The 26763-nt window shown below is 42.0% G+C and carries 29 protein-coding genes; 19 read left to right on the forward strand and 10 right to left on the reverse strand.

What is annotated here, in order from left to right:
• Positions 1-13 precede the first annotated feature (13 nt).
• The 5 genes from BLP52_RS12560 to BLP52_RS12580 all read left to right on the forward strand — a co-directional run bounded on the left by BLP52_RS12560 (position 14) and on the right by BLP52_RS12580 (position 4362).
• Positions 14-199 (forward strand): CooT family nickel-binding protein, encoded by a 186-nt coding sequence (locus BLP52_RS12560; protein ID WP_091710831.1) that lies wholly within the window; start codon positions 14-16, stop codon positions 197-199.
• 111 nt (positions 200-310) lie between these two features.
• Positions 311-1318: a type II glyceraldehyde-3-phosphate dehydrogenase gene (locus BLP52_RS12565; protein ID WP_091710832.1), complete on the forward strand. Its 1008-nt coding sequence runs from the start codon at positions 311-313 to the stop codon at positions 1316-1318.
• Between the two features lie 29 nt (positions 1319-1347).
• A complete protein-coding gene (locus tag BLP52_RS12570; RefSeq protein WP_091710833.1) occupies positions 1348-2175 on the forward strand; it encodes a bifunctional fructose-bisphosphatase/inositol-phosphate phosphatase in 828 nt (275 codons plus the stop codon).
• On the forward strand, positions 2162-2995 hold the full coding sequence (locus tag BLP52_RS12575; protein WP_091710834.1) for an NAD(+)/NADH kinase: 834 nt from the start codon (positions 2162-2164) through the stop codon (positions 2993-2995). The genes BLP52_RS12570 and BLP52_RS12575 overlap by 14 nt, the downstream gene beginning before the upstream one ends.
• A gap of 194 nt (positions 2996-3189) precedes the next feature.
• The gene (locus BLP52_RS12580) at positions 3190-4362 is read left to right on the forward strand and encodes a homocitrate synthase family protein (protein WP_091710835.1); all 1173 of its coding nucleotides are present in this window, start codon (positions 3190-3192) and stop codon (positions 4360-4362) included.
• Positions 4363-4368: 6 nt separating this feature from the next.
• Here the strand turns inward: BLP52_RS12580 and BLP52_RS12585 are convergent, their stop codons facing one another.
• The 3 genes from BLP52_RS12585 to BLP52_RS12595 form a co-directional block, all read right to left on the reverse strand.
• Entirely contained in the window at positions 4369-4968 is a 600-nt protein-coding gene (locus tag BLP52_RS12585; protein WP_091710836.1) for a TIGR00288 family NYN domain-containing protein, read from the reverse strand.
• Between the two features lie 219 nt (positions 4969-5187).
• Entirely contained in the window at positions 5188-5634 is a 447-nt protein-coding gene (locus BLP52_RS12590; protein WP_091710837.1) for a hypothetical protein, read from the reverse strand.
• The gene (locus BLP52_RS12595; RefSeq protein WP_394328639.1) at positions 5606-6475 is read right to left on the reverse strand and encodes a rhomboid family intramembrane serine protease; all 870 of its coding nucleotides are present in this window, start codon (positions 6473-6475) and stop codon (positions 5606-5608) included. The genes BLP52_RS12590 and BLP52_RS12595 overlap by 29 nt, the downstream gene beginning before the upstream one ends.
• 392 nt (positions 6476-6867) lie before the next feature.
• Here BLP52_RS12595 and cdhA point away from each other — a divergent pair, with 392 nt between their 5' ends.
• The 7 genes from cdhA to BLP52_RS12630 all read left to right on the forward strand — a co-directional run bounded on the left by cdhA (position 6868) and on the right by BLP52_RS12630 (position 15273).
• Positions 6868-9279, forward strand: a complete 2412-nt coding sequence (gene cdhA / locus BLP52_RS12600) for a CO dehydrogenase/acetyl-CoA synthase complex subunit alpha (RefSeq protein WP_091710839.1) — start codon at positions 6868-6870, stop codon at positions 9277-9279.
• Position 9280: 1 nt separating this feature from the next.
• Positions 9281-9793 (forward strand): CO dehydrogenase/acetyl-CoA synthase complex subunit epsilon, encoded by a 513-nt coding sequence (gene cdhB / locus BLP52_RS12605; RefSeq protein ID WP_091710840.1) that lies wholly within the window; start codon positions 9281-9283, stop codon positions 9791-9793.
• A 28-nt stretch (positions 9794-9821) separates the two neighbouring features.
• Positions 9822-11237, forward strand: a complete 1416-nt coding sequence (gene cdhC / locus BLP52_RS12610; protein WP_091710841.1) for a CO dehydrogenase/CO-methylating acetyl-CoA synthase complex subunit beta — start codon at positions 9822-9824, stop codon at positions 11235-11237.
• 12 nt (positions 11238-11249) lie between these two features.
• Positions 11250-12002, forward strand: coding sequence for an ATP-binding protein (locus BLP52_RS12615; protein WP_091710842.1), 753 nt, complete (start codon positions 11250-11252; stop codon positions 12000-12002).
• Between the two features lie 26 nt (positions 12003-12028).
• Positions 12029-13354: a CO dehydrogenase/acetyl-CoA synthase subunit delta gene (gene cdhD, locus BLP52_RS12620; protein WP_091710843.1), complete on the forward strand. Its 1326-nt coding sequence runs from the start codon at positions 12029-12031 to the stop codon at positions 13352-13354.
• Between the two features lie 3 nt (positions 13355-13357).
• Positions 13358-14767, forward strand: a complete 1410-nt coding sequence (acsC, locus tag BLP52_RS12625; protein ID WP_091710844.1) for an acetyl-CoA decarbonylase/synthase complex subunit gamma — start codon at positions 13358-13360, stop codon at positions 14765-14767.
• Positions 14768-14925: 158 nt separating this feature from the next.
• On the forward strand, positions 14926-15273 hold the full coding sequence (locus tag BLP52_RS12630) for a hypothetical protein (protein WP_091710845.1): 348 nt from the start codon (positions 14926-14928) through the stop codon (positions 15271-15273).
• A gap of 28 nt (positions 15274-15301) precedes the next feature.
• Here the strand turns inward: BLP52_RS12630 and BLP52_RS12635 are convergent, their stop codons facing one another.
• Genes BLP52_RS12635 through BLP52_RS14470 form a run of 3 tightly spaced genes read right to left on the reverse strand, consistent with a single transcriptional unit; the run spans position 15302 to position 15858 of the window.
• Positions 15302-15481 (reverse strand): hypothetical protein, encoded by a 180-nt coding sequence (locus tag BLP52_RS12635; RefSeq protein WP_091710846.1) that lies wholly within the window; start codon positions 15479-15481, stop codon positions 15302-15304.
• Positions 15472-15639 carry a hypothetical protein gene (locus BLP52_RS14465; protein ID WP_154717877.1) on the reverse strand — a complete coding sequence of 56 codons (168 nt, stop codon included), beginning with the start codon at positions 15637-15639 and terminating at the stop codon, positions 15472-15474. The genes BLP52_RS12635 and BLP52_RS14465 overlap by 10 nt, the downstream gene beginning before the upstream one ends.
• A gap of 48 nt (positions 15640-15687) precedes the next feature.
• A complete protein-coding gene (locus BLP52_RS14470; protein WP_154717878.1) occupies positions 15688-15858 on the reverse strand; it encodes a hypothetical protein in 171 nt (56 codons plus the stop codon).
• A gap of 332 nt (positions 15859-16190) precedes the next feature.
• On the opposite strand from BLP52_RS14470, the gene BLP52_RS12640 reads away from it, so the two are divergent.
• The 7 genes from BLP52_RS12640 (at position 16191) to BLP52_RS12670 (ending at position 23480) form a co-directional block, all read left to right on the forward strand.
• Positions 16191-17252 (forward strand): DUF362 domain-containing protein, encoded by a 1062-nt coding sequence (locus BLP52_RS12640; RefSeq protein ID WP_091710847.1) that lies wholly within the window; start codon positions 16191-16193, stop codon positions 17250-17252.
• An 84-nt stretch (positions 17253-17336) separates the two neighbouring features.
• Positions 17337-18401, forward strand: coding sequence for a 60S ribosomal export protein NMD3 (locus tag BLP52_RS12645; protein ID WP_238380833.1), 1065 nt, complete (start codon positions 17337-17339; stop codon positions 18399-18401).
• A 32-nt stretch (positions 18402-18433) separates the two neighbouring features.
• Entirely contained in the window at positions 18434-19624 is a 1191-nt protein-coding gene (locus BLP52_RS12650) for an ATP-grasp domain-containing protein (RefSeq protein ID WP_091710848.1), read from the forward strand.
• A 108-nt stretch (positions 19625-19732) separates the two neighbouring features.
• Complete coding sequence (locus BLP52_RS12655; RefSeq protein ID WP_091710849.1) at positions 19733-20230, forward strand: transcription factor; 498 nt, start codon at positions 19733-19735, stop codon at positions 20228-20230.
• Positions 20227-20745: a TIGR00295 family protein gene (locus tag BLP52_RS12660; RefSeq protein ID WP_091710850.1), complete on the forward strand. Its 519-nt coding sequence runs from the start codon at positions 20227-20229 to the stop codon at positions 20743-20745. Before BLP52_RS12655 ends, BLP52_RS12660 begins: the two co-directional genes overlap by 4 nt.
• 95 nt (positions 20746-20840) lie before the next feature.
• Complete coding sequence (psmB, locus tag BLP52_RS12665; RefSeq protein ID WP_091710851.1) at positions 20841-21470, forward strand: archaeal proteasome endopeptidase complex subunit beta; 630 nt, start codon at positions 20841-20843, stop codon at positions 21468-21470.
• 99 nt (positions 21471-21569) lie between these two features.
• Complete coding sequence (locus BLP52_RS12670) at positions 21570-23480, forward strand: beta-CASP ribonuclease aCPSF1 (protein WP_091710852.1); 1911 nt, start codon at positions 21570-21572, stop codon at positions 23478-23480.
• Positions 23481-23513: 33 nt separating this feature from the next.
• Here BLP52_RS12670 and BLP52_RS12675 read toward each other — a convergent pair whose 3' ends face one another.
• The 4 genes from BLP52_RS12675 to BLP52_RS12690 all read right to left on the reverse strand — a co-directional run.
• The gene (locus tag BLP52_RS12675) at positions 23514-24344 is read right to left on the reverse strand and encodes a HEAT repeat domain-containing protein (protein WP_154717879.1); all 831 of its coding nucleotides are present in this window, start codon (positions 24342-24344) and stop codon (positions 23514-23516) included.
• Between the two features lie 61 nt (positions 24345-24405).
• Positions 24406-25059: an HAD family hydrolase gene (locus tag BLP52_RS12680; RefSeq protein ID WP_091710854.1), complete on the reverse strand. Its 654-nt coding sequence runs from the start codon at positions 25057-25059 to the stop codon at positions 24406-24408.
• Positions 25060-25133: 74 nt separating this feature from the next.
• Positions 25134-26084, reverse strand: a complete 951-nt coding sequence (locus BLP52_RS12685) for a tyrosine--tRNA ligase (protein ID WP_091710855.1) — start codon at positions 26082-26084, stop codon at positions 25134-25136.
• A gap of 97 nt (positions 26085-26181) precedes the next feature.
• Positions 26182-26763: ASKHA domain-containing protein (locus BLP52_RS12690; RefSeq protein ID WP_154717880.1), on the reverse strand; the 582-nt coding region annotated here is incomplete at its 5' end.

Here is a 26763-nt window from a genome sequence, read left to right on the forward strand (position 1 = left end):
GGAGGGAAAAAGTATGTGTGAGCTAAAGGTCATCCTTGTTGACGGTGATAACCGTGAAACAGTTATGGAATCTGTAACAAGACTTGTCGTTGATGGGGATTCGGTCACAGTCTACGGCATATTCGGAGAGAGCGAGACTGTAAAAGGATCTGTAAAAGAGATCAACTTTGGGACAGGTGAAGCTATACTTCACAAATGATTTTATTATACATAAAAGACATTGTATATTTAAGTGGATTTTAGATTTCACTCACAATTATTGAGGTACTAATATTAAAATTAAGGACGAAAAGATAGGAAGGAACTGAATATGTCAAAAGTAAAAGTTGCAATAAATGGGTATGGTACGATTGGTAAACGTGTTGCTGATGCTGTTACCATGCAGGACGACATGGAAATAATAGGTATTGCAAAGACAAGACCAAATTATGAGGCTTTCGTTGCACACGACAAGGGCTACAATGTCTATACCTTAGCTGACAGGGTAGATGATATGAAGAAAGCAGGAATTCCTGCTGCAGGATCAGTAGAGGACATGGCAGCAGAGGCAGATATTGTTGTGGATTGTACGCCTGGAGGGGTTGGGGAGAAGAACAAAGCACTCTATGAGAAAGCAGGTGTTAAGGCGATCTGGCAGGGTGGCGAAGATCATGAACTTGCAGGCTGTTCATTCAATGCAGAGGCAAATTATGCAGAAGCACTTGGCAGGGACTTCGTAAGGGTTGTATCCTGTAACACAACAGGTCTGTGCAGGGTTATCTATCCACTTGACCAGGAATATGGAGTAAAGAAGGTAAGAGTAACGCTTATGAGGAGGTCTGCAGATCCGAATGATATAAAGACCGGACCTATAAATGCTATTATACCAAATCCTATCAAACTTCCTTCACATCACGGCCCTGATGTAAAATCCATCATGCCTCACATTAACATTACATCAACAGCTGTAAAGCTTTCAACCACACTGATGCATGTCCATACACTTAACATGGAACTTGAGAAGGACTGTACAAGTGAAGATGTAAAGGATCTTTTCGCAAAGCAATCCCGTATACGATTCATAGAACAGGGTATCAGTTCAACTGCCGAAATAATGGAACTTGCAAAAGATATCGGACGCCCAAGAGGTGACATGTGGGAGAATTCAGTCTGGAAGGATTCTGTTACAATGTATGAAGGAGAACTTTACTTCTTCCAGGGTATTCATCAGGAATCTATTGTCATTCCGGAGAATGTGGATGCTATCCGAGCTATGATGGAGCTTGAAAAGGACGGCGCAAAGTCTATAGCAAAGACCAACAAGGCAATGGGACTTTAATTTAGTCTTACCAAACCTTAGTAGTTTACATGCACGTGCGCAGTGATTTCCTGGAACTGAGTGAAAGGATAGCAGAAGCGGTGCATGTCTCTATCAGGGATATTGTCGGCACATCTGAGGCCGGCAAAACCCTTTATACCGGTGCCGATGGCACACCTACGAAACTCATAGATGACGTTTCGGAAAAAGCTATTTTTGAAATTCTGGGAAATGAAGATAGTCCTTTCAGAATTATCAGTGAAGAAGCCGGAGAAAAGATCGTAGGTAAGTCTCCTGAGCTTCCAGAACTGACAATTATAATCGACCCTATAGATGGCACTTATAATGCTGTACAGGGAATTCCATTTTATAGCGTTTCACTTGCCATAACATCAACTGACCTTAACAACATAATATTCGGATACGTTCAGAACCTTGCCAACGGGGATACATTTTATGCGGAAAATGGTAAAGGGGCTTATTATAATGGTGCAAAACTGAAAGCATCTGATAATTCGGATATTCGTAAGTTCTGTGTCAGTGTTTATGGTTACAGACGCAACATTGTGGCTGCATCAAGTATTTCCGGGAATGTAAGAAGGACCAGGTCATTTGGAAGTGTAGCTCTGGATCTATGTTATATTGCGGCAGGAAAAATTGATGCTTTTGTAGATGTCAGAGGTACAATGCGTATTACTGATATTGCAGCTGGCAAGCTCATTATAGAGGAAGCCGGGGGAATTGTTACCGATGGAGACGGTGACTCTTTAAAGTTAGAGAACCAATTATTAAACAGGGTTTGTGTGATTGCATCTAACGGACGTGCACATGAGAGTATCTTAAAGCTTTCAACAGGGATGATAAATGAAGGTAAGTAAAATAGGTATCGTATCGCGATTTGACCAGCAGGATGCTCTTGATATGGTCAGGAAGATCTATGATGAGTTCAACTCAAAAGTGGAAATCTTCTTTTCACCAAAGACTGGAAAACATCTTGGTATCACAGAGAATTGTCTTCCGGTTGAGCAGATGCAAAGTGCAGGTGTACAGCTCATTATTTCAGTTGGAGGAGATGGTACAGTACTTCGCAATATTTCAAAGATGAAAGACCCTCTCCCTGTTCTGGGAATAAATATGGGAACACTGGGTTTTCTGGTAGATGTTCCTCCTGAGGATGCCATAAAGGATATTGCTGATGTTCTAAAAGGTTTCAGTTACACGGAGCGTTCACGTCTGAGTGTTCATTTAAATGATAGACGATTGCAGGATGCAACAAATGAGATAGTTCTTATCACTGCAAGACCGGCAAAGATACTCACTTTCAGAATTGCGATTGATGATTCGGAAATAGAGGATATGAGGGCCGATGGTATTGTAGTTGCAACACCCACCGGCTCAACGGCCTATGCAATGAGTGCAGGAGGGCCAATTGTAGATCCACGTGTGGATGCTTCGATCATTGTGCCCATAGCTCCTTTCAAGTTGTCTTCAAGACCATGGATCGTACCTGGAAATAGTAATATCAAAGTAGAAATGACAATTCCTGAAAAAGAAGCTGCACTTGTAATCGATGGGCAGCATTCTTACAATATGAAGGAAAATGATGTTGTTACAGTTACCAGGGCTGAGAATCCGGCAAGGTTTGTGAGCAGTTCTATTAACGGATTCTATGAAAAGGTGCAGAGCAAACTATCATGAAGTTTAAGTTTGCGCAACCTTTGGTGTGACTCTCTTTTAGATAGAAAATACATAAAATCAGCATAAAACTGCCTTCTAATTTCTAAATAAACATTGCTCTTAGACATTTGAGGAAAAACCGGAAATTATCTTAAAAAACCTAACAGTTATATAATGGAACTGGAAATTGACCAGCAATCAATGGAGTCAAAAGCATGTCAGAAAATAAAGATTACTCAAGAAACAAGCTTATGGATTATTTGAATTTGCCACCTCTTGATATTGAGATCTGTGATGTGACACTCAGGGACGGTGAGCAGACACCTGGAGTGGTCTTTACAAGGGAGGAAAAGATTGCCCTTGCTACAAAGCTTGACTCAGTTGGCGTTGATATTATCGAGGCAGGTTTTCCGGTGGTTTCTACATCTGAAAAGGATGTTGTGAAAGAGATTGCCAATATGGGACTCAATGCCAGAACATGCTGTCTTGCCAGGTCAAGGGTAAGTGATGTTGAAGTTGCAGTTGACTGTGATGTCGATTTTATCAGTATATTCATTGCAATGTCAGACCTGCATCTAAAGTACAAATATCATAAAAGCTGTGAAGAGATGTTCGCAGCTGCAATGGAAGCTGTTCAGTATGCAAAGGACCACGGAGTTGGTGTTAGATTCGCAGCAGAAGATGGTACCAGGACTGATATTGAAGTTCTCAAAACGGCATTCAAGGCCGCTGAGGAATACAAGGTGGATTATGTGAGCATTGCAGATACAATTGGTATACTGAATCCAAGCAGCGCATACTATCTTGTAAGTGAGATCAAAAAAGTCGTAAACACTCCGATCTGTATCCACTGTCACAATGATCTTGGAATGGCAACGGCAAATACCCTTGCTGCAGCAGAGGCAGGTGCCAAGCAGCTTCATACAACTGTAAATTCAATTGGGGAGCGTGCCGGAAATGCTTCACTTGAAGAGGTGCTTGTTGCACTCAGGATACAGTATGGAATTGACAGGTATGATACTACTAAACTGACAGAACTGTCAGAAATGGTGAACCAGTATTCCGGTCTCCGACCTTCAGTTACCAAGGCAATTGTTGGCGAACATGCATTTTCACATGAATCTGGAATCCATGTTTGCGCTATTCTTGAGGAACCACGTACCTATGAACTGTTCAGTCCTGAAATGGTAGGTGGAAAGCGTCATCTCATTGTAGGCAAACACACAGGAATGAAAGCCCTGAAAGGTATTGTAGAAGAGATGGGTCATAAACTTTCCAAGGAGGAGCTTACCGTACTTCTTGACAGGATCAAGAACTGTACCGATACGAAACATGGTATTTCTCCTTCCAGACTGGAAGCTATGATCAATGAAACTAAAAATCAATAAAAAGCATTAATAATCAATTAATGCCTCTTTTTTTCTATGAGTTTTTCGGCCGACATCATTGTCAGCAGTATACTCAATATCGTCATCATCTTCCTCCTCGAAATGTGAATCATCGTAGTAGTTCATTTCATCATTTTCCAGTAAGATGACATAGTCTGCTGAATTTCTAAGGGCAGTGGAAAATCCGGGTTCTACGCCAAAAATGATTGTTTCTTTTCCATGTTCATTGGCTTTGTTCAGAAGCGGTTTGAAATCCGCATCCCTGGTAACCAATGCCATGGTGTCGATCGTTGGATTATAGACAAGTTCCATTCCTTCCACGGCAAGCCTGACATCCACATCGCTTGAACATATGATAGGTTCAAATCCGTTGTTCTCAATGGCTTCCACAAGTTTATCAGATGCGTACTGGTTCAGAAATACTCGTCCTATTTTGACATTACCGTACTCCTTCAGCACATCCCTGATCTCTTCCAGATTTACATTGAACTCCTTGCGGAGCACGTTAGGGCCATCGACAAGAAGACCAATACTTCGCCTCCCGGTCTCTTTCTTTGTACTAAGGTATTTGACTATTGAATTAAGTCCTGTTTTAACATTGGCCATGATGCCTCACTATAATTATGAATACATGTCATTACCGGAAAATTGTTTTCCGATAGTTTTGATAATTTTGATAATATACTAGGCTTATATTGATAAATATTATAATTGTTAATAATGGGGTAACATCTAATTTAATATAATAATTACTGATATGCCCCTGTAATGGCACTATTTAATAGTTTACTATAATATTATCCGCTTTGTTGCAGCAAAAGGGTCTTAATGATCCATAATCTCTGCAAGATAATGCTTTTTAATATCTGATCGTGACCTGGTTTCATCACCAAGGATGAAGTAGTTTACAAACCTCCCACCAATTCTTTTTCTTGTAAAAAGAATTTCACCGCCATCTTTTATAAACATATCCATTACTTCTTCAAACCGGGCTTTTTCCATGTCTGAAAGTTCAATAAGACTTTCACCATCAAGAAGCCAGTTGTAAACTCTAAGTAAGTGTACTTCCCTTACACGTTTCAGGCCATCGGTATCTTTAAAATCGTCTACATAGACCGACCTTTTAAGTTCAGGTGACCAGCCAGCCAGTTTTTCCTGCATGTCAATGAACTGGATAGGTATTACCTCGCCTTCTTCCGGCCGTGGGAAAAGTCTGGCAAGGTGAGAGGCTGCAGCCAACAGATCACCTTCTTCTGTAGTACATATTGTCATAGTTATAGCGTATCTGCGCTCTTCTTATCCTGCTTCCCAGAAGAAGTCCCACCAGGGCCCCACTAAGATGGGCTGTATGGGCGATCATATCATTTGATCCCAGCAGGAAGAAGTCCAGAAGTACGAATAATATAAGTGCATACGTTATCGGCATCGGGATGAAGTATACATATACTTTTATGTCGGGCGCTATAATTGCAAGGGCTGCAAATATTCCCATAATTGCACCACTGGCTCCGACAACCGGGGTATAGGGGCTGCTACTGGTCAGTGTATATGCAATGGCAGCCACAAGGCCCGCAGTGAAATATACATATATGAATATTTTCTTTCCGGCTCTTCTTTCCAGTTCCGGTCCGAAGAAAAACAGGACCAGCATATTGAAGAATATGTGTGTGAAACCTGCGTGGATAAACATGTGGGTTACAAGAGTCCAGGGTCTTTGCAATACTAATGCCGGTACCAGCTGGAACAACTGCGTATATCCGGGTATCACTTGCTGAAGTATGAAGGAGAAGATGCACAGATATATGATGGCCATTGCGGGGCTGCTCTTCATGGAGTACTTAATGTTATTTCCAACACCTTTCACTGCGCTCTTTGCTGCATATTTTGCAGTGCTCTTTAAAGCGTCTTTGAATATGTCATCAGTACTATTATTAGCTCCATAGCCAGAACTTCCGCTACTAAATCCATCTTTTTTTAGCTGCTCCAGGCCTTCACAAGCATGCTGCTCAGGGAGTCTGTGTCTGGAACAAAACGTTTTACCGCAAAAACGGCATTTAAAAGGAATAGCTTCTTCTTTGCCACATATCCAGCATTTTTTGTCCAAATGATTCACCGTGATTTAAATGCTTCTTAAATGCTCCTTTATGGTAGAACGGCATTAAATAAAACCGTTTCCGAAAAACACACGATTACAGGGTATCGTATATCAAGAATAATCGTGACAGTTATCGGAACACTTATATGTTAAAATCGTATATTGTTGTCACTTATTACTCATATGTACGTATATACCCTTTTGGCCAGACTCTTGATGTGAAACATTGGAGGAATGGTAACAAATAATCATGATAAATTCCAGAAACTTTTTTATAGGGGATAGTGTTATTAGAATATCCTACACTACAGTTTCATAAATATTACGAATTGTTAAATTGGTAATAATCTATAATAATATAGTGTTTTTTCGTAGCACTTCTACATCTACAAAAGGAGGACAAAACAAACATGAGCGACTTAGAAACTGGACACTTTTCCATTGATGATTTGGAAAACGTTCAGATCACAATCGGCAAGATCGTAGGTGCCATTGAGAAAAAGGCGAAAGAAGAAGGAGTTGAAGTAGGTCCAACTCCAAAGCCTGGCATCTCTGGTCTGAGAGACTGGGACTATACACTTCTGTCACGTTACCAGCCAGTTTACACACCAGTCTGTGACCAGTGTTGTTACTGTACCTTTGGTAAATGTGACCTTTCAGACAACAAGGAAGGTGCATGTGGTATCAATATGGAAGCACACCAGGCACGTGAAACCCTGCTCAGGGTAATTACCGGTGCAGCTGCACACGCAGGACACGGACGTCACATCCTTCACCACCTGATACACCTATACGGTGAGGACAAGCCCATAGAGGTAGGTCCTTCAAACCTGATAGCACCAAATACACAGGCTGTAACAGGTATCAAGCCTGAGACACTTGGTGACCTTGAAGAAGTTATGGACTATGTTGAGGAACAGCTCACACAATTGCTTGCAACAATCCATGCAGGTCAGGAAGGAGCAGCAATCGACTTCGAGTCAAAGATCCTTCACGGTGGTATGCTTGACCACGTAGGTATGGAAGTATCAGACCTTGCTCAAATCTCCTGTTTAGGAATGCCAAAGTCAGACCCTGAAGCTCCTCTTGTAGAGATCGGAATGGGCTGTATTGACTCAAGCAAGCCAGTACTTGTCGTGATTGGTCACAATGTAGCAGGTGTTACTAACATTATGGATTACATACATGATCACGGTCTTGAGGACAAGATGGAACTTGCAGGACTTTGCTGTACTGCGATCGACATGACACGTTATCAGACAGACCAGGGCCAGAAGCCACAGGCAAAAGTCATCGGTACCCTTGCAAAGGAACTCAAGATGATAAGGTCTGGTGTTCCTGATGTAATCGTTGTAGATGAACAGTGTGTCAGGGCAGATGTCCTTGATGAAGCTAAGAAACTCTCTATCCCTGTAATTACTACTAATGAAAAAATCATGTACGGCCTGCGCAACAGGTCAAAAGACAGTGCTGCAGACATTATTGAAGACCTTTCAACCTTCAAAGAGCCGGGAGCACTCATTCTTGATTTCGATGTTCTCGGAGAAGTTGCACCTGAGCTTGCAATAAAGATGTCAAAGATACGCGAGGAAATGGGCATCAAGGCACTTCCAAGCGAGGAAGAGCTCCAGGAGCTTTCTGCAAAGTGTGTCCAGTGTGGCGCATGTGAAATGGACTGTCCGGACAACCTTCCGATCATGGCAGCAATGAGGGCAGGAGTTGACAAGGACTTCAGCAAGTTCGAGTATTTGCATGACAAATGTATCGCCTGTGGACGCTGTGACCAGGCATGTCCAAAGGATATTCCTGTACTTAATATGATAGAGAAGGCATCCCAGAAACTCATCCGTGAGGAGAAGGGCCTTATGCGTGCCGGAAGAGGTCAGATCAGTGACCCTGAGATCCGTGAGGAAGGTGTAAACCTTGTACTGGGAACAACACCTGGTATTGTTGCAATGGTAGGATGTTCCAACTATCCGGATGGAACAAAGGACCTCTACACTGTAGCAGATGAAATGCTCAAGAGAAACTACATCGTTGTAATGTCAGGTTGTTCTGCAATGGACCTTGGTATGTACAAGAACGAAGATGGTGAGACCCTTTATGAGAAGTATCCGGCAAAGTTCCTTGCAGGTAACCTCATTAACGTAGGTTCATGTGTTTCAAACTCACACATAACAGGAACAGCAATCAAAGTAGCTGCAATCTTCGCACAGAGAAATGTGTCCGGTAACTACGAAGAGATTGCCGATTACATCACAAACCGTATCGGTGCTGTCGGTGTTGCATGGGGTGCATACTCCCAGAAGGCAGCATCTATCGCATCAGGATGTAACAGGCTTGGTATCCCTGTAGTTGTAGGGCCACACGGTTCCAAGTACAGAAGGGCGCTTATAGGTAAGCCTTACAAGGAAGATGACTGGAAGGTATATGATGCAAGAGATGGTTCTGAAATGCCAATACCTGCATCACCTGAGTTCCTGCTCACAACTGCAGAAACTATAGAAGAGCTTCTTCCAATGCTTGCAAAGAACTGTATCCGTCCATCTGACAACAATATGGGAAGGATGATCAAACTCACTCACTACATGGAGCTCAGTCAGAAATACCTTGGTCACAGACCGGATGACTGGTACAAGTTCGTAAGGACAGAAACAGACCTCCCACTTGCAAAGCGTGAAGAGCTACTTAAGATCCTTGAGGCAGAACATGGATGGGAAATCGACTGGAAGCGCAAGAAGATCCTTTCAGGCCCATCAATGAAATCAGATGTTTCAGCCCAGCCAACAAATGTCAAGAGACTCTGCAAGGAGGGATGCTAAAATGGTGGACACAACCAAGAACACCCAGATATACACAACATGGGGAAGAAAAATGGCAAAACCTGTCAATCCAAATGTGGCAGGCAAAATGATTGCCAAGGCAAAGAGGCCTCTTCTTGTTGTAGGTTCAGAGATCCTCAAAGATGAGAAGCTTGTAGAGAAGACAATTGCCATTGCAAAGAAGGGTATCCCGGTAGCTGCTACCGGTCACTCTATCACTGCATTGGTTGACAAGGATGTCGATGCAAAATACATAAATGTTCATTCACTTGGTCACTTCCTGGGAGATAAGAACTGGGCAGGTCTTGACGGACAGGGTCCTTATGACACAGTTATTTTCCTCGGACACAAGAAATACTATCTTGACCAGGTGCTTGCAGGTCTTAAGAATTTCACAGATCTGAAGAACCTTGCAATTGAGAGACATTTCATGCAGAACGCTACACTGTCCTTTGGTAACCTGAAACCAGAGGTGCACCTTGAAGCGCTTGACGAATTAATTGAGAATATTTAATTTTTTGTGACAATACGGAGAACTAATCATGGCAGATGAATTCCCTTTTGAAATATCTCCTATGTTTGAAGGAGAGAGGATTAGAAAAGACGGTATGTACGTGGAACTCGGCGGTCCTAAATCCAAAGGATTCGAGCTTGTAAGGGCAGCAGAGATGAGTGAAGTTGAGGACAACAAGTTCACACTCATCGGTCCTGACCTTTCAGACATGGAAGAAGGTTCAAGATATCCTCTTGCAATGGTCTACAAGATCGCAGGAGAGCTTGTGGAAGCTGACCTTGAGTCAATCGTTGAAAGAAGGAACCACGAATTCCAGAACTACATACAGGGTTTCATGCACCTTAACCAGAGAGACGATGTCTGGATGAGGGTAAGCAAGGATGCTGTTGCAAAGGGCATGACCTCATTCGAGTCCGTTGCAAAGGCTATCATGATGCTCTTTAAGAATGAGCTTCCATTCATAGAGGCTGTAGAGGCTATTTACATTACAGATGAAGCTGAGATCGACAAGGAGATCGACAACGCAAGAGCAGTTTATAAGGCAAGGGACGAAAGGACCCGTGACCTTCACGATGAGGATGTTGACACATTCTACGGATGTACTCTCTGTGCATCATTCGCTCCAACCAACGTTTGTGTCGTTACACCGGACAGGATCTCACTTTGTGGTGCTATCAACTGGTTCGACGGAAGGGCAGCTGCTAAGGTAGACCCTGAAGGTCCTCAGTTCGCAATTCCAAAGGGCGATGTCATTGACGCAGAATCCGGAGAATACACCGGTGTCAATGAAGCAGCAAAGAGACTTTCAAGTGGCGAATACGACCGTATCAAGCTCCACTCATTCTTCGAGTACCCACACACATCCTGTGGATGTTTCGAGGTAGTAGGTTTCTACATCCCTGAAGTAGATGGTATCGGATGGGTAGACAGGGACTTCGCAGGCACAGCACCAAATGGTCTCCAGTTCTCAACCATGGCAGGACAGACAGGTGGAGGTAAGCAGGTTGTTGGCTTCCTTGGAATCGGTGTCAATTACTTCCGTTCACCAAAGTTCATCGAAGCAGATGGTGGTTGGGACAGAGTTGTATGGATGCCAAAGATGCTCAAGGACAAGGTAGTCAACGATATTCCTGAAGATATCCGCGACAAGATTGCAACCGAAGAGGATGCAGCAGATGTTGAGAGCCTCAGGAACTTCCTCAAGGACAAGGAACACCCAATTCTTGAGAGATGGGTAGAGGAAGAGGAGGAAGCACCAGAAGAGGAAGAGGCAACTGAAGCAGCTCCACAGGCTGGATTTGCTGCTCCACAGATGATGCAGATGCCAGGCAACTTCATGCCGTCCATGCCTATGATGAGCGGCGGTGGATCAGGCGGCGTCAAGATCGTCCTTAAGAACGCAAAGGTAAGCATCGAAAAAGTGATCATTAAGAAACAGGACTAAGAGAGGTCTTCTGTGGCTAAGATTATTGCAGTAACAGGTAAAGGCGGAACAGGGAAGACGGCAACGACCAGTCTTCTCATTCGCCACCTTACAAAGGGTGACAAGGTAGTCCTTGCCGTTGATGCGGACCCTGATACAAATCTTCCGGAAACTCTCGGGTGTGATACTACCAAAACAATTGGTGACATCAAAGAGTACATGCATGAAGAACGTGATAACCTTCCTCCTGACATCAACAAGGAATCAATATTAGAAGGGAAACTCTATGAGATTCTTGAAGAGATGCCGGGATATGACCTGCTGGTCATGGGAAGGCCTGAAGGTTCAGGATGTTACTGTTATGTTAACAACCTGCTTCGTGGTATCATGAACAAGCTCGTGGCAAACTATGATATACTTATCATCGATGCTGAAGCCGGTCTGGAACATTTCAGCAGGAAAATTTTCAGGAACGTTGATGACCTTGTAGTTGTTACGGATGGTTCACGCAGGGGTCTTAGGACCGCTGAGCGTATCAGGGAACTTGTGAACGAGTTGGAAACCGATGTTTCCAACATCTATGTTATTGCAAACAAGGTCACAGATGCAAACCGTGAGAGGATCTCCAGTACTGCTGAAGAACTCGGTCTTGAACTAATAGGAATGATTCCTGTGGACGAGATGATAGTGGAAAGAGATCTCGCCGGGGAACCTTTATTTGATCTTCCTGACAATTCCGTTGCAGTACAGGAAGTTGAAAAAATCGCTCAGAAACTTGGTTTGTAACAAATATATCATAAGGTGGAATGCACATGACAAAGAAAATGAAATTATCACAGCTCAGTGATATGTTGCAGGACCTCAATGTGGAATCACTTGAAGGTGTGACCATTGAAGGTGACATTGAGCTTAATATAACAGGCGGTGGCGGACTTAACCCTGCACTTGCCTATGCTATCGGAAGTGAGATATCACAGATCTCTCTTCACATGGCAAACATTGGAAGGATACTTGGATTCCCTGCTGAACAGCTGTTCGCATCTGCTTTTGGAATGGCAGAGGCACCACAGGCAGGACAACTCCCAACTTCTCCTAAGATACAGGAACTTCTTGCTTCCAAATTCGAGGTTGCAAAGGTAGATAACTGGAAGAACCCGATCCAGGAAGTAACACTTGGTGCAACATCAGGTGACGGTGGTTCAAGAAAGAGCACCGTAACCATTGGTGGGGAGAACGCACTTCCATATTACTTCGATGCTGAAATGCCACACAGAAACTACGTCACAATGGACGTTTTCGACATGCCAATCGGTATGGCAAAGGCAGTAAAGGGGAACTATGAAGATGTTATCAACGACCCTGCCGAATGGGCAAAGAAGGTCGTGCGTGACTTTAACGCAGACATGGTAACAATTCACTTAATTTCAACTGACCCGCTCATCAACGACACCCCTGCAAAGGAAGCAGCAAAGGTTGTCGAGGATGTACTCCAGGCAGTTGACGTACCAATCGTTATCGGTGGTTCAGGTAACCCTGAGAAGGACCCTGAAGTACTCGAGAAGGCAGCAGAAGTTGCAGAAGGAGAAAGAGTACTCCTTGCATCCGCAAGTCTGAACCTTGACTACGAGAGGATTGCAAAGGCAGCCATGGACTACGGACATAATGTACTTTCCTGGACACAGCTTGAGATAAACGCTCAGAAAGAGCTTAACAGGAAGCTTATGAAGCAGTGTAATGTCCCAAGGGAAAGAATTGTAATGGACCCAACCACAGCAGCACTGGGTTACGGTCTTGACTACGCTTACACTAACATGGAGCGTATAAGACTTGCGGGTCTTATGGGCGACGACGAACTGACATTCCCAATGTCATCCGGTACCACCAATGCATGGGGTGCCCGTGAGGCATGGATGGTCTCATCACCACTCAACCAGGATTCTGACTGGGGACCAAGGGAATACCGTGGACCTATCTGGGAGATTGTCACAGGTCTTGCACTCTCACTTGCAGGTAACGATATGTTCATGATGATGCACCCAACATCCGTACAGGTGCTCAAAGAGATCACACAGACACTCTACGGCTCCATCGAGTCCGAAGAGATAGACATTACCAACTGGATTGGAGCGGAGGTGTGATAAATGAAAATTAACAGTCCACTCGAAGCTTACAAATTCCTGCCAGCCACTAACTGTGGAGAATGTGGTGAAGCTACATGTATGGCTTTTGCAGCACACCTTATCGACAGGTCACACAAACTGACCGACTGTAAGCCTATCCTTGAAGAAAAGTTCAAGAAGAAATACGAAGAGCTCGATGCACTCCTTGCTCCTGAGATCAGGGAAGTCGAGATCGGTGTCGGTGACAAGATCGCAAAGATCGGTGGAGACGATGTTCTCTACAGGCACAAACTTACATTCTTCAACCAGACACAGTTCGCATATGATGTAACCGACAGCATGGATGAGAAGGACCTCGTTGAGAGGGTGAACTACATCCAGGACTTCAAGAAGTTCTATGTAGGTAACTTCCTCACCGTGGATATGATCGCAGTACGCTGCACATCCAAAGACCCTGCAAAGTTTGCAGCAGCTGTCAAAAAGGTTATTGAAACAACAGACCTGCCAATTATTCTCTGTTCATTCGATCCTGCAGTCTTAAAGGCTGGTCTTGAGGCATCCAAAGGAAGAAACCCACTGCTCTATGCAGCAAACAAGGACAACTGGAAGGAAGTCGGGGAACTTGCGCTTGAGTACGATGTACCTGTAACACTCTTTGCACCAGATGACCTTGACATGCTTAAGACACTGGCAAAGACCTTTGCAGCAATGGGTACCGAGAAACTTGTACTCGATCCTGGAACGTATCCGACCGGCAAGCAGCTCAAAAAGACCTTTACAAACTTTATCAAGGTACGCAGGGCTGGAATTGACGGTGACCGCGAGATCGCTTACCCGATTATGGCAGTTCCATTCACAGCATGGATGGCACACGATGACCCTGTAAGTGCTTCTTACTGGGAAACTGTGGTTGCTTCAGTATTTACCATCAAGTATGGTGATATAATGATTCTCCACAGCACAGAGCCTTATGCAATGCTCCCTGAACTGCACATCCGTGATACTATCTACACTGACCCGAGAAAGCCGGTCACAGTAGATCCGGGTATGTACAAGGTAGGAGAGCCAACTGCAGATTCACCAGTTCTCGTCACAACCAACTTCGCTCTTACATACTACACAGTAGAGAGTGACATCGCATCCAACAAGATCGACTGTTTCCTCTGGGCAATCGATACCGACGGTATCGGTGTAGAGGCTGCAGTAGCTGGTGGACAGCTTACTGCTGAGAAGATCAAGAAGGGAATCGAGGAATCCGGATTTGATCTGAAGAAGGACACAACACACAACACCGTTGTTATCCCTGGACTTGCGGCACGCCTGCAGGGTGATGTGGAAGATGCAACAGGTGCTAATGTGATGGTAGGTCCTGCAGACTCAGGTAGGATCCCTGGCTGGATGGAAAAGAACTGGCCACCACAGAAGAAATGAAATTACAACTCTAAAATGCTTTGGAAGATGCTATGATCTTTGCATAGCATCTATTCCTTCATTTTTTGTCTATCATTTTTGTATTTTGATCAATTTGAAAATAATTTTTGAACAATAATTTATTATACTATTTGTATGTCGTTTTATCTTGGGATAAAATGGACTTGATTGTAAGAACTCACAACAGCATCGAACTTACACGTAATGGGATGCATTGTGTCATTATGGGTGACATTGAGGATGTGAAAGATGAGCACATTGAAAAGATGGCAGAATGGGCAAACTGTTTGTGGGATTATTCTAAAATAAGCATGTGGAAAAAATCAGAGTCAATGAGTTCTGGTTATTTTATACGTGACAGTGAGAAAGGGCAATATAAAGTTCATGTTCTAGATGATAAGCAAAAAGCAGATATCTTTGGTGGTGCCAGGAAGAATAGTCCTCAAAAGCTTGATAACTGGGATAAAAAAGAACTACTTGCTTACGTGGACTGGTTCATAGAATAATATAAACAGACTGCGGTTTTGTTTTGTATTAAAAACCGCAATCATCGATCAATATTTCCTGGAAATATTCATTGTTCAGATCTGCAGTTATCTTTGATTCAAGATAATTCAGGAATTCACATTTTCCTGTTCTCTGGAAAATAATGCAGCTTGTACAATAGATCTTTTTGTTCTCCTCAGAATACCCAAGTTCTTCTATCATACACATGCTTTTACTCCGTCTTCATTTATTCTTATCGTTACCATATCTTTTGCGGCAGTGATCCTTCCACAATCCTTACAGTAGTAGAATACATTTGATCCTATCAACTGTCTTTTAAGTTTGGTATTGCAAAATTCACAGCACAGATTTTCTTCTCTTTTCATGTTTCTTCCACGCTTAAAATTGGCAATTATAGGCCGATATGTCTGCTTTTACTTTGCACCCATTCCACCTATCATGAAACGTGCAAACTCTATGTCTTCTTCATCCATGTTGTTTCTATAATGACCGTTCTTTATCAGCTTGAGCCCGGTTTCAGGTGTGTCTGCTGTGAGATTTGTATTATTTGTATATATTTCCATACACTTTTTGATATTTTTCATTTATTTCTCTCCTTTTTTCTTATCTCAAGCTCTAATACTCCACGCACAGATATATACAAGATGCATGTAATCTATTTATATATGTGAAATATATATAGATTATTGTTTTTCGGCATTTTTTTGATAAGCAAATTATAAACTTTGTTGATTTGTTTTTAAGAATATCTTTGTATTTGTACTGCATCTGCCACTGAATAATTCATGGGGCCTGCATAAGCACATATTTAATATATTTATTATTATGTATTCTATTATATATAATAACTGGTCAGTTCACATAATTGAATTATGTATAAATAGTGAGATAGCACATCCTATACTGGAGAATTATCATGAGTCAAGTATTTTTCAAACCCTCAGAAAATATTGGTCCGATGAACACACAGATCGATCAGATAACTGACCTGTTCCCGGCAATATCGCCAGTTTCTGAAGGTGATATAGTTGCCATAAAAATACATCCTGGAGAATTAGGAAACACTACTTATGTTCGTCCGGTGATTATAAAAACGGTAGTAGACCTCGTTAAAGAAGCAGGTGGCATTCCCTTTGTCACAGATACTACCGTACTTTATCCCAGTAAGAGATTTAATGGTGCAGATGTTCTTTATACGGCTGCGACCAATGGTTTCACTTTAGGAACTATGGGTGCTCCATTTATCTGTGCTGATGGTCTCCGTGGCGATGATTCTGTTTCTGTTGATATAGGTGGGGAAGTGATTGACAGTATTACAGTTGCATCTGCAATAGCAAGCGCAGATTCCATGATCGTGATATCTCATTGTAAAGGACATCCCGCATCAGGTTTTGGTGCTGCTGTTAAGAACTTAGGGATGGGATGTCTGGACAAGGCAGGAAAAACTGCAGTGCATGAGGTTGGAATACCATCAATTGATATTGAGAAATGTACAGGCTGTAGAAAGTGTGTTAAAACATGTCCCTGGGATGCAATTTCTATGGAAGATGGCAAGGCCCGTGTTAATCGCGATCTTTGTCATGGTGAATTAGCATGTTTTGCCAGTTGCAATTTTGGTGCAATTATCCCTCCTGCGGATGCTCCGGTAAGGATGCAGGAAAGACTTGGTGAAGCAGCTTTTGGTCCTGTAAAGGTCCTTCCTGAGAAAATAGGGTACATAAACTGGATATTTGACCTGACACCGGGATGTGACTGTTTCAATTTCTCATCTCCTGTTTTTGCAGGTGATATTGGAATTACTGCATCTAAGGATCCTGTTGCTCTTGATAAGGCCAGCCTTGATCTTGTTAATGAAAGGATGAAGCATGACGGAGGAGGTTGTGTCAACAACGTGTGGGGAATAGATCCGATGATCCATCTGGAATATGCTGAGAAGATAGGCGTTGGAAGCATGAAATACGACCTGATACGTAAATGATGTTTACCTGGGATATAATCAGAAAATAAGAAGAAAGATGTCAGAACAGAAATATATCTAAGCGAAAACAATATCTAACTAAGCATGGTATCAGAGCCGATGAACAATACCGTATGTCCCAAATGCGGAAAGCCGACGACAAAACTGTTTCAGGGTAAATGCAAGGAGTGTTTTCTGGAGAACTTTACTCTTGCTGAAATTGCACCTGTGCTTCATGCAAAGCTATGTCCTACCTGCGGTGCCCGTAACGTAAAGAACAAATGGGTGGACCAGGGCAGTCTTGAAGAGATAGTCATTCACACAGCAGAGGATGCTCTCTTTGTGCATGAGATGGCAGAGGACATAGAGATATATATTGAGCCAAGGGCACTGACACCTTACATGTATAAGGTGCACATTGAAGTCGATGCTTTGTTACTTGATGAGATGTTCCATCAGGAACTTGAAACAGAAGTTCGTGTGGTCCGTGAATCATGTGACATGTGCAGCCGCATATCCGGCGGATATTTTGAGGCTATCATACAGATCCGTGCAACCAATCGTATTCCTGGTGATGAAGAAAAACAAGAATGTATCAATATAGCTAATTCCGTTCTTGAAAGACTTGTTAATAAAGGAGACAGGCTTGCTTTCATCTCCAGTTCACTTGAAATCAAGGAAGGTGTCGATCTTTATGTCGGCTCTTCCAATGCTGCGAAGCATATCTGCAAGGAAATAAATTCCCGTCTGGGTGGCAGTTTCACAGAATCTGCCTCTTTGCAGGGAAGAAAAGATGGAAAGGATATGTATCGTATAACCTATTCCCTGAGGCTTCCGGAATTTATGCCACAGGATATTATCGATTACAAGGGCAGGATCATAGAGATACGGAAATTCTCTAAAAATGTGACAGGAATGGATGTCGAAACAGGTGCTCGTTTTACAGCTACTCCTGATGAGCTGCAGGGAGCAACACTAATCGCAAAGAGAAATGATCTTCCAAAAACAATGCTTGTTGCAATAGAAAATGATGACCTGATGGTACTTGATCCGGATACATATGAAACGGTAACAGTCAAGAGACCTGTTATGTTCTCGGCAGAACCTGGAACTGAGGTACCTGTTGTCAAGACAGAAAAAGGTCTTCTTGCCATTGCCGATCTGTCGTGATCAAGAGTTGTCATTCTTTTGTTTGTGGGAATATGATAAATATACTTGTAATTGGTTTCAGCACCCGTAATATTGTATGTTCCGGTTCCAGGGCCGGTTACAATATGTACGCTATCGATGCTTTTTGCGATCATGATCTACAGCAATGTGCCAGGGATTTTGCAAAACTGGATATTGATGAAAGTTTTGACGCGAGCAAAATAAGTCTGGATGAGATCTCAGAGCTTATCGAGGGGTTCGGTGTGGAATTCGACGCTATTATCCCTGGTTCAGGTTTTGAGACAATAGGACTTGAAAGACTTCCATATTGGATTCTCGGAAATGATCCCCGTATAATGGCAGAGGTATCTGACAAACATCTGTTTTCTATTTTTCTGAAAAAAAGAGGGGTAGCACATCCTGAAACCGTGCTTCTTCATGATATTGGAATGCTTGAGTTTCCGATAATGGTAAAACCTGCCTGTTCTGGTGGTGGAATATTCAACATGAAAGTCGAAAGCCCGGAAGATCTGTTGCTACTGGGGAATAGACTGAAGAAAGCAGGAATGCCGCCCGGAAAGAGCAAAATAATAGCTCAGGAGTTTGTAGAAGGGCTTCCTGTTAGTGTTTCAGTTTTGTCTACAAAGGACAGGGCCGTTGCAATCGCTGTAAATGAGCAGCTTATTGGAACAACCTGGCTTACTGAAATGCCGTTTGCATATTGTGGTAACATAACTCCCTTTGACACGCCGTATGCTTCTGAAATGAAACAGGTAGCTGAAAATATAATACTTGAACTGGGACTTGTGGGCTCTAACGGTGTTGATTTTATTATTACTGAGAGCGGACCTGTTGTTATTGAAGTTAATGCACGTTTCCAGGGAAGTCTGGACAGTGTTGAAATGGCAACAGGAATGAATCTTCTGGAATCTCATCTGAAAGCATTTGAAGGAATTATTGAGATACCTGCTGAAATCACAAGTCTAAAAGAAAAAGGCAGTGTAAATAAGTATGCAGGGCGATGCATTTTGTATTCGGAAAGAAATATGGTGATGACCGAAACTGTCCGGGATATGCTGCTTGAAAGGGATGTATGTGATATTCCTGTTGCAGGTCAGGTTATCGGGCCTAATGAACCTGTAATATCTGTACTAAGTTTTGGAAATGATCGTGATGAAGTTATTTGTGGGATGAAAGATAGCGTCATGTTTATACGTGAATCATTGAATTTACTTGAATCCTGAATAATGACTTCAAACAGGTATTGATGTTTTGTATCGGGCAGAATTTCCAAGCAAAGGTTAATATTTAAGTAAATTGCATTAAACATGCACATCATGAGGTGAAATTTTTTGATAGATTTGAATGATCCGGTTGTCAGAGGTTATCTCGTTCGGCTGGTGGGTGAAGACGGACTGCAGATGATTGAGAATATGCCTGAAGGCGAGGTTACGGATGAACAAATAGCTGAGGCAACAGGGATTTTGCTTAACATTGTCAGAAGAACCCTTTTTATCCTTAATGAGAACAAACTTGCAATATGCAGGCGTGAGCGGGACTCCAGCAGTGGATGGCTTACTTACCTCTGGACACTTGATATGACCGATATAGGACCCCAACTTCTTAAAGAGAAGAAAAGACTTGTAAAGAATCTCAAGACCAGGGTTAAGTTCGAAGAGGATAATGTTTTCTATGGATGTCCTGAAGGCTGCATCCGCATGAACTTCAATGAAGCTACTGAATGTGAGTTCCTTTGCCCTTACTGTGGTGAGGATATGATGTATGAGGACAACGCTGAATTTATCAATAAGATAGAAAAGCGTCTTGCATTCCTTGACAGAGAAAAATGATTTCCCGAGAGGCTGCTATTAATATCCTGAATAAATCAGGTTGCAATGAAAAAGTTATAGCTCATTGCATTGCAGTTTCTGATCTTGCCCTTGAGATAGCAAGCGTTCTAAAAGCCCGGGGAAAAGATGTTGATCTGGATCTTGTGGAAATAGGAGGTCTTCTTCACGATCTTGGCAGAGCTCAAAGCCATGGCATCGATCATGCGATCCTTGGTGTCGAACTTGCAAGGTACTATGGTCTTGAACCTGAACTGCAACAGATTATCAAAAGGCATATCGGTGCAGGAATTTCCCGGGATGAAGCAAAGGAAATGCATCTTCCGGATGACGATTACATTCCTGTAACACTGGAGCAGAAGATTGTGGCCCATGCTGATAACCTTTTAGTTGGTACTGAAAGGATATCCATTGACAGGCGTATTCGTAAAATGGAAAAGAAGAATATCAAAAGGGAAAGTATCGAGCGTGTAAAGGCACTTGCTGAGGAAATTGGTATTATACCTGGCAAGGGATAAATATATATATAAAAATTGCTAATGAGTAACTGATGCATTATCATGCATAGCGCATTTTTCAAATTTATTTTCTCATTTTTGTATGAGGTATATTAATGGTTAATGATAAACATTACAAAGGTACAACCACTGTAGGGATAGTTTGCAAAGACGGTGTTGTTCTTGCAACCGAACAGCGTGCAACAATGGGGAATTTCATTGCAAGTAAAACTGCAAAGAAGGTATACCAGATCGATGATAGGGTTGCAATGACCATTGCAGGCTCCGTGGGAGACGCACAACAGATCGTCAGGGTCATGAGTGTGGAGTCTAAGTTGTACAAAATGAGGCGTAAAGAGTCCATGACCATTAAGGGTCTCACAACACTCTTATCCAACATGCTCAGTGGACAGAGATACTATCCTCTTATGGTGCAGCTTCTTGTTGGTGGATATGACAAGAACGGACCTTCAATTTATTCACTTGATGCCCTTGGTGGAAGTATCGAAGAAACAAAAGCTGTGTCTACAGGTTCAGGTTCTCCTTTTGCATATGGTGTACTTGAGGACAGATACAGAGAGAACATGTCCACAGAAGAAGGTGTTGAACTGGCTGTAAGGGCACTTCACAATGCAATGAAGAGAGACTCTGCATCCGGTGAGAACATTGACGTGGTTGTAATTACAAAGGATAAATATACAAGACTTGATATGGATGAAGTTAAGAAAATGAGGGAAGAATTCTAAATCAATTCTAAATCCTTTAATTTCTCATTTAACTAATATTTTCAATATAGTTCTTTTAACTATATCATTTTTTACTTTTTTATAAGGAAGGCTGTTTTAATGGCGGTAGAAGAAGTACTATCTGATCTGAAGAAGAAAATAGAAGAAAAACTACCTAGCGGTACTACTATTTCTAGTGTTGAGTTTGAAGGCCCCCAGCTAGTTGTTTATACAGAAGAGCCCAAAAAGTTTGCAGATAACGGTAATATTGTCAGGAACCTGGCAAAAGCACTGAGGACCCGTATTGTTGTACGTCCTGATCCAAAGGTGCTTATGCCTCCTGAGGAATCAATTGATAAAATATTACAGACCGTTCCGGATGAGTCAGGTGTTTCCAATTATCACTTTGACCTTGATGTGGGTGAGGTTATCATTGAAGCAGAGAAACCTGGTCTTGTAATAGGAAAACATGGAGAGACTTTAAGAGAAATAACTAAAAAGATAGGCTGGACCCCAAAAGTAGTAAGGACGCCCCCTATCAAATCACGTACTGTACAGAACATACGTGAGTTCATGCGTACCAATCATAAAGAAAGGAAGGACATCCTCAAATCTGTTGGAAGAAAGATCCACAGAGGATGCACTTCTAAAGATGAATGGGTAAGGGTAACTTCTCTTGGTGGTGCAAAGGAAGTAGGAAGAAGTTGTTTTATCATCTCAACTCCTGAATCCCGTATAATGATCGATTGTGGTGTCAATGTCGGTTCTGATGATAACATGACTCCTTATCTCTATGTGCCTGAAGCATACCCGATCAATCAGATAGATGCTGTGGTACTGACACATGCTCACCTTGACCATCAGGGTCTTGTGCCACTGCTTTACAAGTATGGTTTTGAAGGACCAATTTACTGTACTCCTCCGACCAGGGATCTCATGGCACTGTTGCAGCTTGACTACATCGATGTGGCTGCAAAGGAGGGCAAGAGACCTCCATACAGTTCAGCAGATGTAAGGGAAGGACTGAAACATACAATTGTCCTTGATTATGAGGAAGTAACTGACATAGCTCCAGATATCAAACTTACATTCCACAATGCAGGACACATTCTTGGTTCAGCGGTATCTCACTTCCATATTGGTGACGGTCTTCACAATGTTGTTGTCACAGGTGACTTCAAGTATGAGAAGACAAGGCTTTTTGATGCGGCAGTTAACAAATTCCCGCGTGTTGAGAGTGTTATCATGGAATCCACATATGGAAACTCCAATGCAACACAGCCATCACTTCAGGAAGCTGAGAAGAACCTGCAGAACATTGTAAATTCCACATTGAAGAATGATGGAATTGTTCTTATCCCTGCCTTTGCGGTAGGTAGGAGTCAGGAAGTAATGATCGTTCTTGAAGATGCTATTCGCAAAGGAATCATACCAAACGTTCCTGTTTATCTGGACGGTATGATCTGGGAAGCAACTGCTATCCATGCAACATATCCTGAGTATCTTAACAACGACCTGCGTAAGCTCATTTTCCAGAAAGGACAGAACCCATTCCTTTCAGAGTGCTTCAAGCCTGTTGATTCTAATGAACTTCGCCAGAAGATCATTGAAGAGCCACATCCATGTGTGATCCTTTCCACATCAGGTATGATGAATGCAGGTCCTGTTATTGAATACTTCAAGGCATTTGCTGAGAATGAGAATAACACTCTTGTTTTCGTAGGTTACCAGGCTGACGGAACTCTTGGTAGAAGAATCCAGAAAGGATGGAAGGAAATCCCACTCTCTACAAGAGAAGGTACCCATGTTGTTAAAATGAACATGAATGTTGAGGTTGTTGACGGTTTCTCAGGTCACTCAGACAGGAGACAGCTTATGTCTTACATCCAGAAGATGAAGCCACGTCCGGAAAGAGTCTACACCGAGCACGGTGACGAGCGTTCATGCATAGACCTTGCAAGCTCCATCCACAAGAAAAACAAGATGGAAACAAAAGCACTTACAAATCTTGAAACAGTACGGTTGGTATAACCGTACAATCTTTTTTTAACCTTAATTTACGCATCAGTCTGTAGATGACAAATTTGTAATATTAAACTCATTAAAGTCTGTGATATTGTACCAGTATACCGGTGCTTTTATAGTTCCACAACGAACAAATCTCACAGGCACATTATAAATCCCTTTCTTTCTTGCTTCGGTGTCATAGATTTGGTAGATCTCGTTCATTACATCAGTGTCAGGTTTCACATCGCTTGAAATCTCTATATACCCGCTTTTGATATTATAATCAATCAGAATAGATGTAGCATTTTTAATATATGGGTAAGTACCATCAGCTCGATATGCACCTTTTATTTCACTCAAATTGTTCCTGTAGACTCTTTGTTCTTCACTCAAAGGGTATGGAAGCTTTCCATAGCTTGCATAAACGTTTTCTTTATTACCTTCGATCTGATCAAAGACATATGCAGCATGGTAGAGGATAAGTCCGTCATCGCCATAACTCAGATTTCCAAGAGAATAGATCATGGTTTTGTTGCCAATCTCTCCAAGAGCAATTATTGATGCCATCCTCACTGTTTTCTCTTCTCCTTCGTCCAGGGAAATGTTAAGCAAAAGTTCAGATGCATTGTTATTTCCAGTTGTACCAAGGACTTTGATTGCATTTTTCCTTTTTTCAACTGTGTTGCTATTATTATTGGCCGCCTGCATCAGGGATGAAATTGTGTCCTCATCATCAATTTGTGAAAGATTCTCTATTGCAGCATTCCTTATACTCACATTTTCATGGTCCAGGTTATTTATCAGAGCATCCACAGAACTGTCTTCAATGCAGCCGGACAATATTGCTAATAGAGTACACAGAATTAGTATGGTGGGATAATACTTCATGCAGGGATTAAAATATGCAAACTAAATAAACTTTATGAGCAAACGTTTTGTTTTTTTTAATTTATGCGAAATAGTCTCTCAAACCTGTCAGGCAATCTATAAGTTCAGCATGATTTTTAACTACAAGATCAGCTTGCTGAAGTTTTATTTCATCAAGATAGGTCGGAACTCCTACACAAAATACACCTGCATTCTTAGCAGATTCAACTCCTAAAGGTGCATTCTCTACAACAAGACACTCATCTTTACTGAGACCTAATTTTGCAATTGCTTTTTCATATGGTTCCGGGTCAGGTTTTCCATTTTTAACATCTTCTCCGGAAATAATGACATCGAATATTCCGGGATAGAACTTATCCATAAGTGATGTAACAATTGTCCTGTCAGCACCTGATGCGACTGCCAGTTTAAAATTGCCTTTCAATGAAAGGAGACATTCATACATGCCTTCAAAAACTTCGGCACGGTTATTTTCAAGGAAATGAGTCCTCTTCTTTTCGAGTATTTCATCATATATTCCGGGTTCAGGAGTCCTGCCAGCCCTGCCAAAAAAGATGTTAATGACTCCCACATGGTTTGATCCTTCTATCTCATATATGTCTTCCTCAGTCACTTCTATGCCATATTCAGCAAAAACTTCAACCCATGCCTTTGCATGAAACGGCATTGAGTTAACCAGAACTCCATCAGAGTCAAAAACAATTCCTTTGAACATAAGCCTTTCTTGAAGATGTTTTCTGATAAACGTTTTGGATATGTCATTCTTTTTTTAGTAATGTGCTTCACTTATTACAACACTTCTCTAACAGGTTCAAGAATATCATTCACGTATTGTGCAGCACAATTTTTCAAATCTACAGGGTGAAGTGTTTCGTTTAAAAAAGCAGATTCAAGTTCCTGATAATCTTTGAATGAGATCTCACCACCATATTTATCCGACCTGTAGATAATGACTTCATCATATCGAGGGAATATATGATACTTGAACAACTGAAGCACAGGATTGTCTTCAGTAACACCTGCTGGACAGTATGCTTTTTTAATCTTCTTTGAAATGGAATCTGCAGTATCATCTATGGATATGTAGTTATCATTAGAAGATGCCATTTTAGTGCCATCCAACCCCAGCAAAATTGGAATATGTATACATAAAGGTGCTTTGTATCCTAATCCCGGTAAACCTTCCCTTGCAAGCATGTGAATCTTTCTTTGATCAATTCCTCCAACGGCCACATCAATCCCCAGCATGGCAATATCAACAGCCTGCATCATAGGATACACCATCTGAGATACTTTCGGATCATCCATCTTGCGACCAACCTCATTCATGCTTCTTCTTGCCCTGTTAAGAGATGCAGTGCATGTTAGTTTCAGTACATTTAACGTATATTCAGGATCCAGCTGGAAATCAGTGCCATAAACAAATTTTGTCCTCTCAGGATCAAGGCCAAGTGCAATGAAGCAGCGCTTATTATAATCCGCGATTTCACGAACCTCTTCCATAGTTCCCTTTTGATTCATGTATGCGTGTAAGTCAGCCAGTAACACCGTAATCTCAAATCCGGTATTTTGAAGGTCCAACAGCTTATTCACAGTAAGAACATGACCCATATGAATTTTGCCACTTGGTTCATATCCAACATATGCTGTTGGATGTTCTTTTTCATTTAGTAGGCTTTCAAGTTCTTCTTCAGTTACTACTTCTTGTACATTTCTTTTAATCAGTTCCATTTTATCCATGTGTTCACCTTATAAACAATATTATAGCTTTAGAATGTTACATAATCGAAAAATCATCTGTAACTTCAAAAATGAAATGTTACTTTAATTTACCATGCTACTTCTTTTTCTTTATTTTCAAGATACTGTGATTCATTGTCTGCTCTGGACAGATAATCTCGCAGCGCCTGCAACTCGTACCAAGGCAGTGCTGACTATCGATATTGACGATCCTTGCACCGTTTTCCTCAATAATTTCCAGTGCATCCTCAGGGCATTCTTCAACACACTCCTGGCAAAGTATACATTTTTCCACCGGAGCTTCGAGTGTGATACCGATATCCTTCACAATATCCAGTCCAAGATAACCGACGTCATCGATATCCCTGGAAACCCTTCTTTCGATTTCAACTTTCTCAAGGTCCTGCGGGAACACGGGAATACCATACATTTCCAGCATCTGGGCATACATTTCACTAGGCATTCCCTGCTGCCATGTTGAGAGTTCGCAGACATAGATATCCTTAAAAGTCTCACTTGTTGCCATCATCAGGTGATCTGCATGTATCTTCTTTGCAACTGCAATGACCTCATCCAGTTTTGAAACATCGATGGCAAGCTTCCTTGCAAGTCCGATGGAAGTGTTACCGAACTGAATTATTCCCTTTGAAAAACCAGGAACTGAACCTATGTGTCGTGC

This window comes from Methanolobus vulcani (assembly GCF_900100715.1).
Taxonomy (GTDB): Archaea; Halobacteriota; Methanosarcinia; order Methanosarcinales; family Methanosarcinaceae; genus Methanolobus; species Methanolobus vulcani.

Coding starts and splice junctions, on each gene's coding strand:
- cdhA (WP_091710839.1), top strand. CDS start 6,868: ATGAGCGACTTAGAAACTGGACACTTTTCCATTGATGATTTGGAAAAC.
- BLP52_RS12670 (WP_091710852.1), top strand. CDS start 21,570: ATGGCGGTAGAAGAAGTACTATCTGATCTGAAGAAGAAAATAGAAGAA.
- BLP52_RS12630 (WP_091710845.1), top strand. CDS start 14,926: ATGGACTTGATTGTAAGAACTCACAACAGCATCGAACTTACACGTAAT.
- BLP52_RS12645 (WP_238380833.1), top strand. CDS start 17,337: ATGGTATCAGAGCCGATGAACAATACCGTATGTCCCAAATGCGGAAAG.
- BLP52_RS12680 (WP_091710854.1), bottom strand. CDS start 25,059: ATGTTCAAAGGAATTGTTTTTGACTCTGATGGAGTTCTGGTTAACTCA.
- BLP52_RS12650 (WP_091710848.1), top strand. CDS start 18,434: ATGATAAATATACTTGTAATTGGTTTCAGCACCCGTAATATTGTATGT.
- BLP52_RS12560 (WP_091710831.1), top strand. CDS start 14: ATGTGTGAGCTAAAGGTCATCCTTGTTGACGGTGATAACCGTGAAACA.
- cdhB (WP_091710840.1), top strand. CDS start 9,281: ATGGTGGACACAACCAAGAACACCCAGATATACACAACATGGGGAAGA.
- BLP52_RS12570 (WP_091710833.1), top strand. CDS start 1,348: ATGCACGTGCGCAGTGATTTCCTGGAACTGAGTGAAAGGATAGCAGAA.
- BLP52_RS12585 (WP_091710836.1), bottom strand. CDS start 4,968: ATGGCCAATGTTAAAACAGGACTTAATTCAATAGTCAAATACCTTAGT.
- BLP52_RS12580 (WP_091710835.1), top strand. CDS start 3,190: ATGTCAGAAAATAAAGATTACTCAAGAAACAAGCTTATGGATTATTTG.
- cdhC (WP_091710841.1), top strand. CDS start 9,822: ATGGCAGATGAATTCCCTTTTGAAATATCTCCTATGTTTGAAGGAGAG.
- BLP52_RS12640 (WP_091710847.1), top strand. CDS start 16,191: ATGAGTCAAGTATTTTTCAAACCCTCAGAAAATATTGGTCCGATGAAC.
- BLP52_RS12565 (WP_091710832.1), top strand. CDS start 311: ATGTCAAAAGTAAAAGTTGCAATAAATGGGTATGGTACGATTGGTAAA.
- acsC (WP_091710844.1), top strand. CDS start 13,358: ATGAAAATTAACAGTCCACTCGAAGCTTACAAATTCCTGCCAGCCACT.
- BLP52_RS12675 (WP_154717879.1), bottom strand. CDS start 24,344: ATGAAGTATTATCCCACCATACTAATTCTGTGTACTCTATTAGCAATA.
- BLP52_RS12660 (WP_091710850.1), top strand. CDS start 20,227: ATGATTTCCCGAGAGGCTGCTATTAATATCCTGAATAAATCAGGTTGC.
- BLP52_RS12575 (WP_091710834.1), top strand. CDS start 2,162: ATGAAGGTAAGTAAAATAGGTATCGTATCGCGATTTGACCAGCAGGAT.
- psmB (WP_091710851.1), top strand. CDS start 20,841: ATGGTTAATGATAAACATTACAAAGGTACAACCACTGTAGGGATAGTT.
- cdhD (WP_091710843.1), top strand. CDS start 12,029: ATGACAAAGAAAATGAAATTATCACAGCTCAGTGATATGTTGCAGGAC.
- BLP52_RS12685 (WP_091710855.1), bottom strand. CDS start 26,084: ATGGATAAAATGGAACTGATTAAAAGAAATGTACAAGAAGTAGTAACT.
- BLP52_RS12635 (WP_091710846.1), bottom strand. CDS start 15,481: ATGTGTATGATAGAAGAACTTGGGTATTCTGAGGAGAACAAAAAGATC.
- BLP52_RS14465 (WP_154717877.1), bottom strand. CDS start 15,639: ATGAAAAGAGAAGAAAATCTGTGCTGTGAATTTTGCAATACCAAACTT.
- BLP52_RS12590 (WP_091710837.1), bottom strand. CDS start 5,634: ATGACAATATGTACTACAGAAGAAGGTGATCTGTTGGCTGCAGCCTCT.
- BLP52_RS14470 (WP_154717878.1), bottom strand. CDS start 15,858: ATGAAAAATATCAAAAAGTGTATGGAAATATATACAAATAATACAAAT.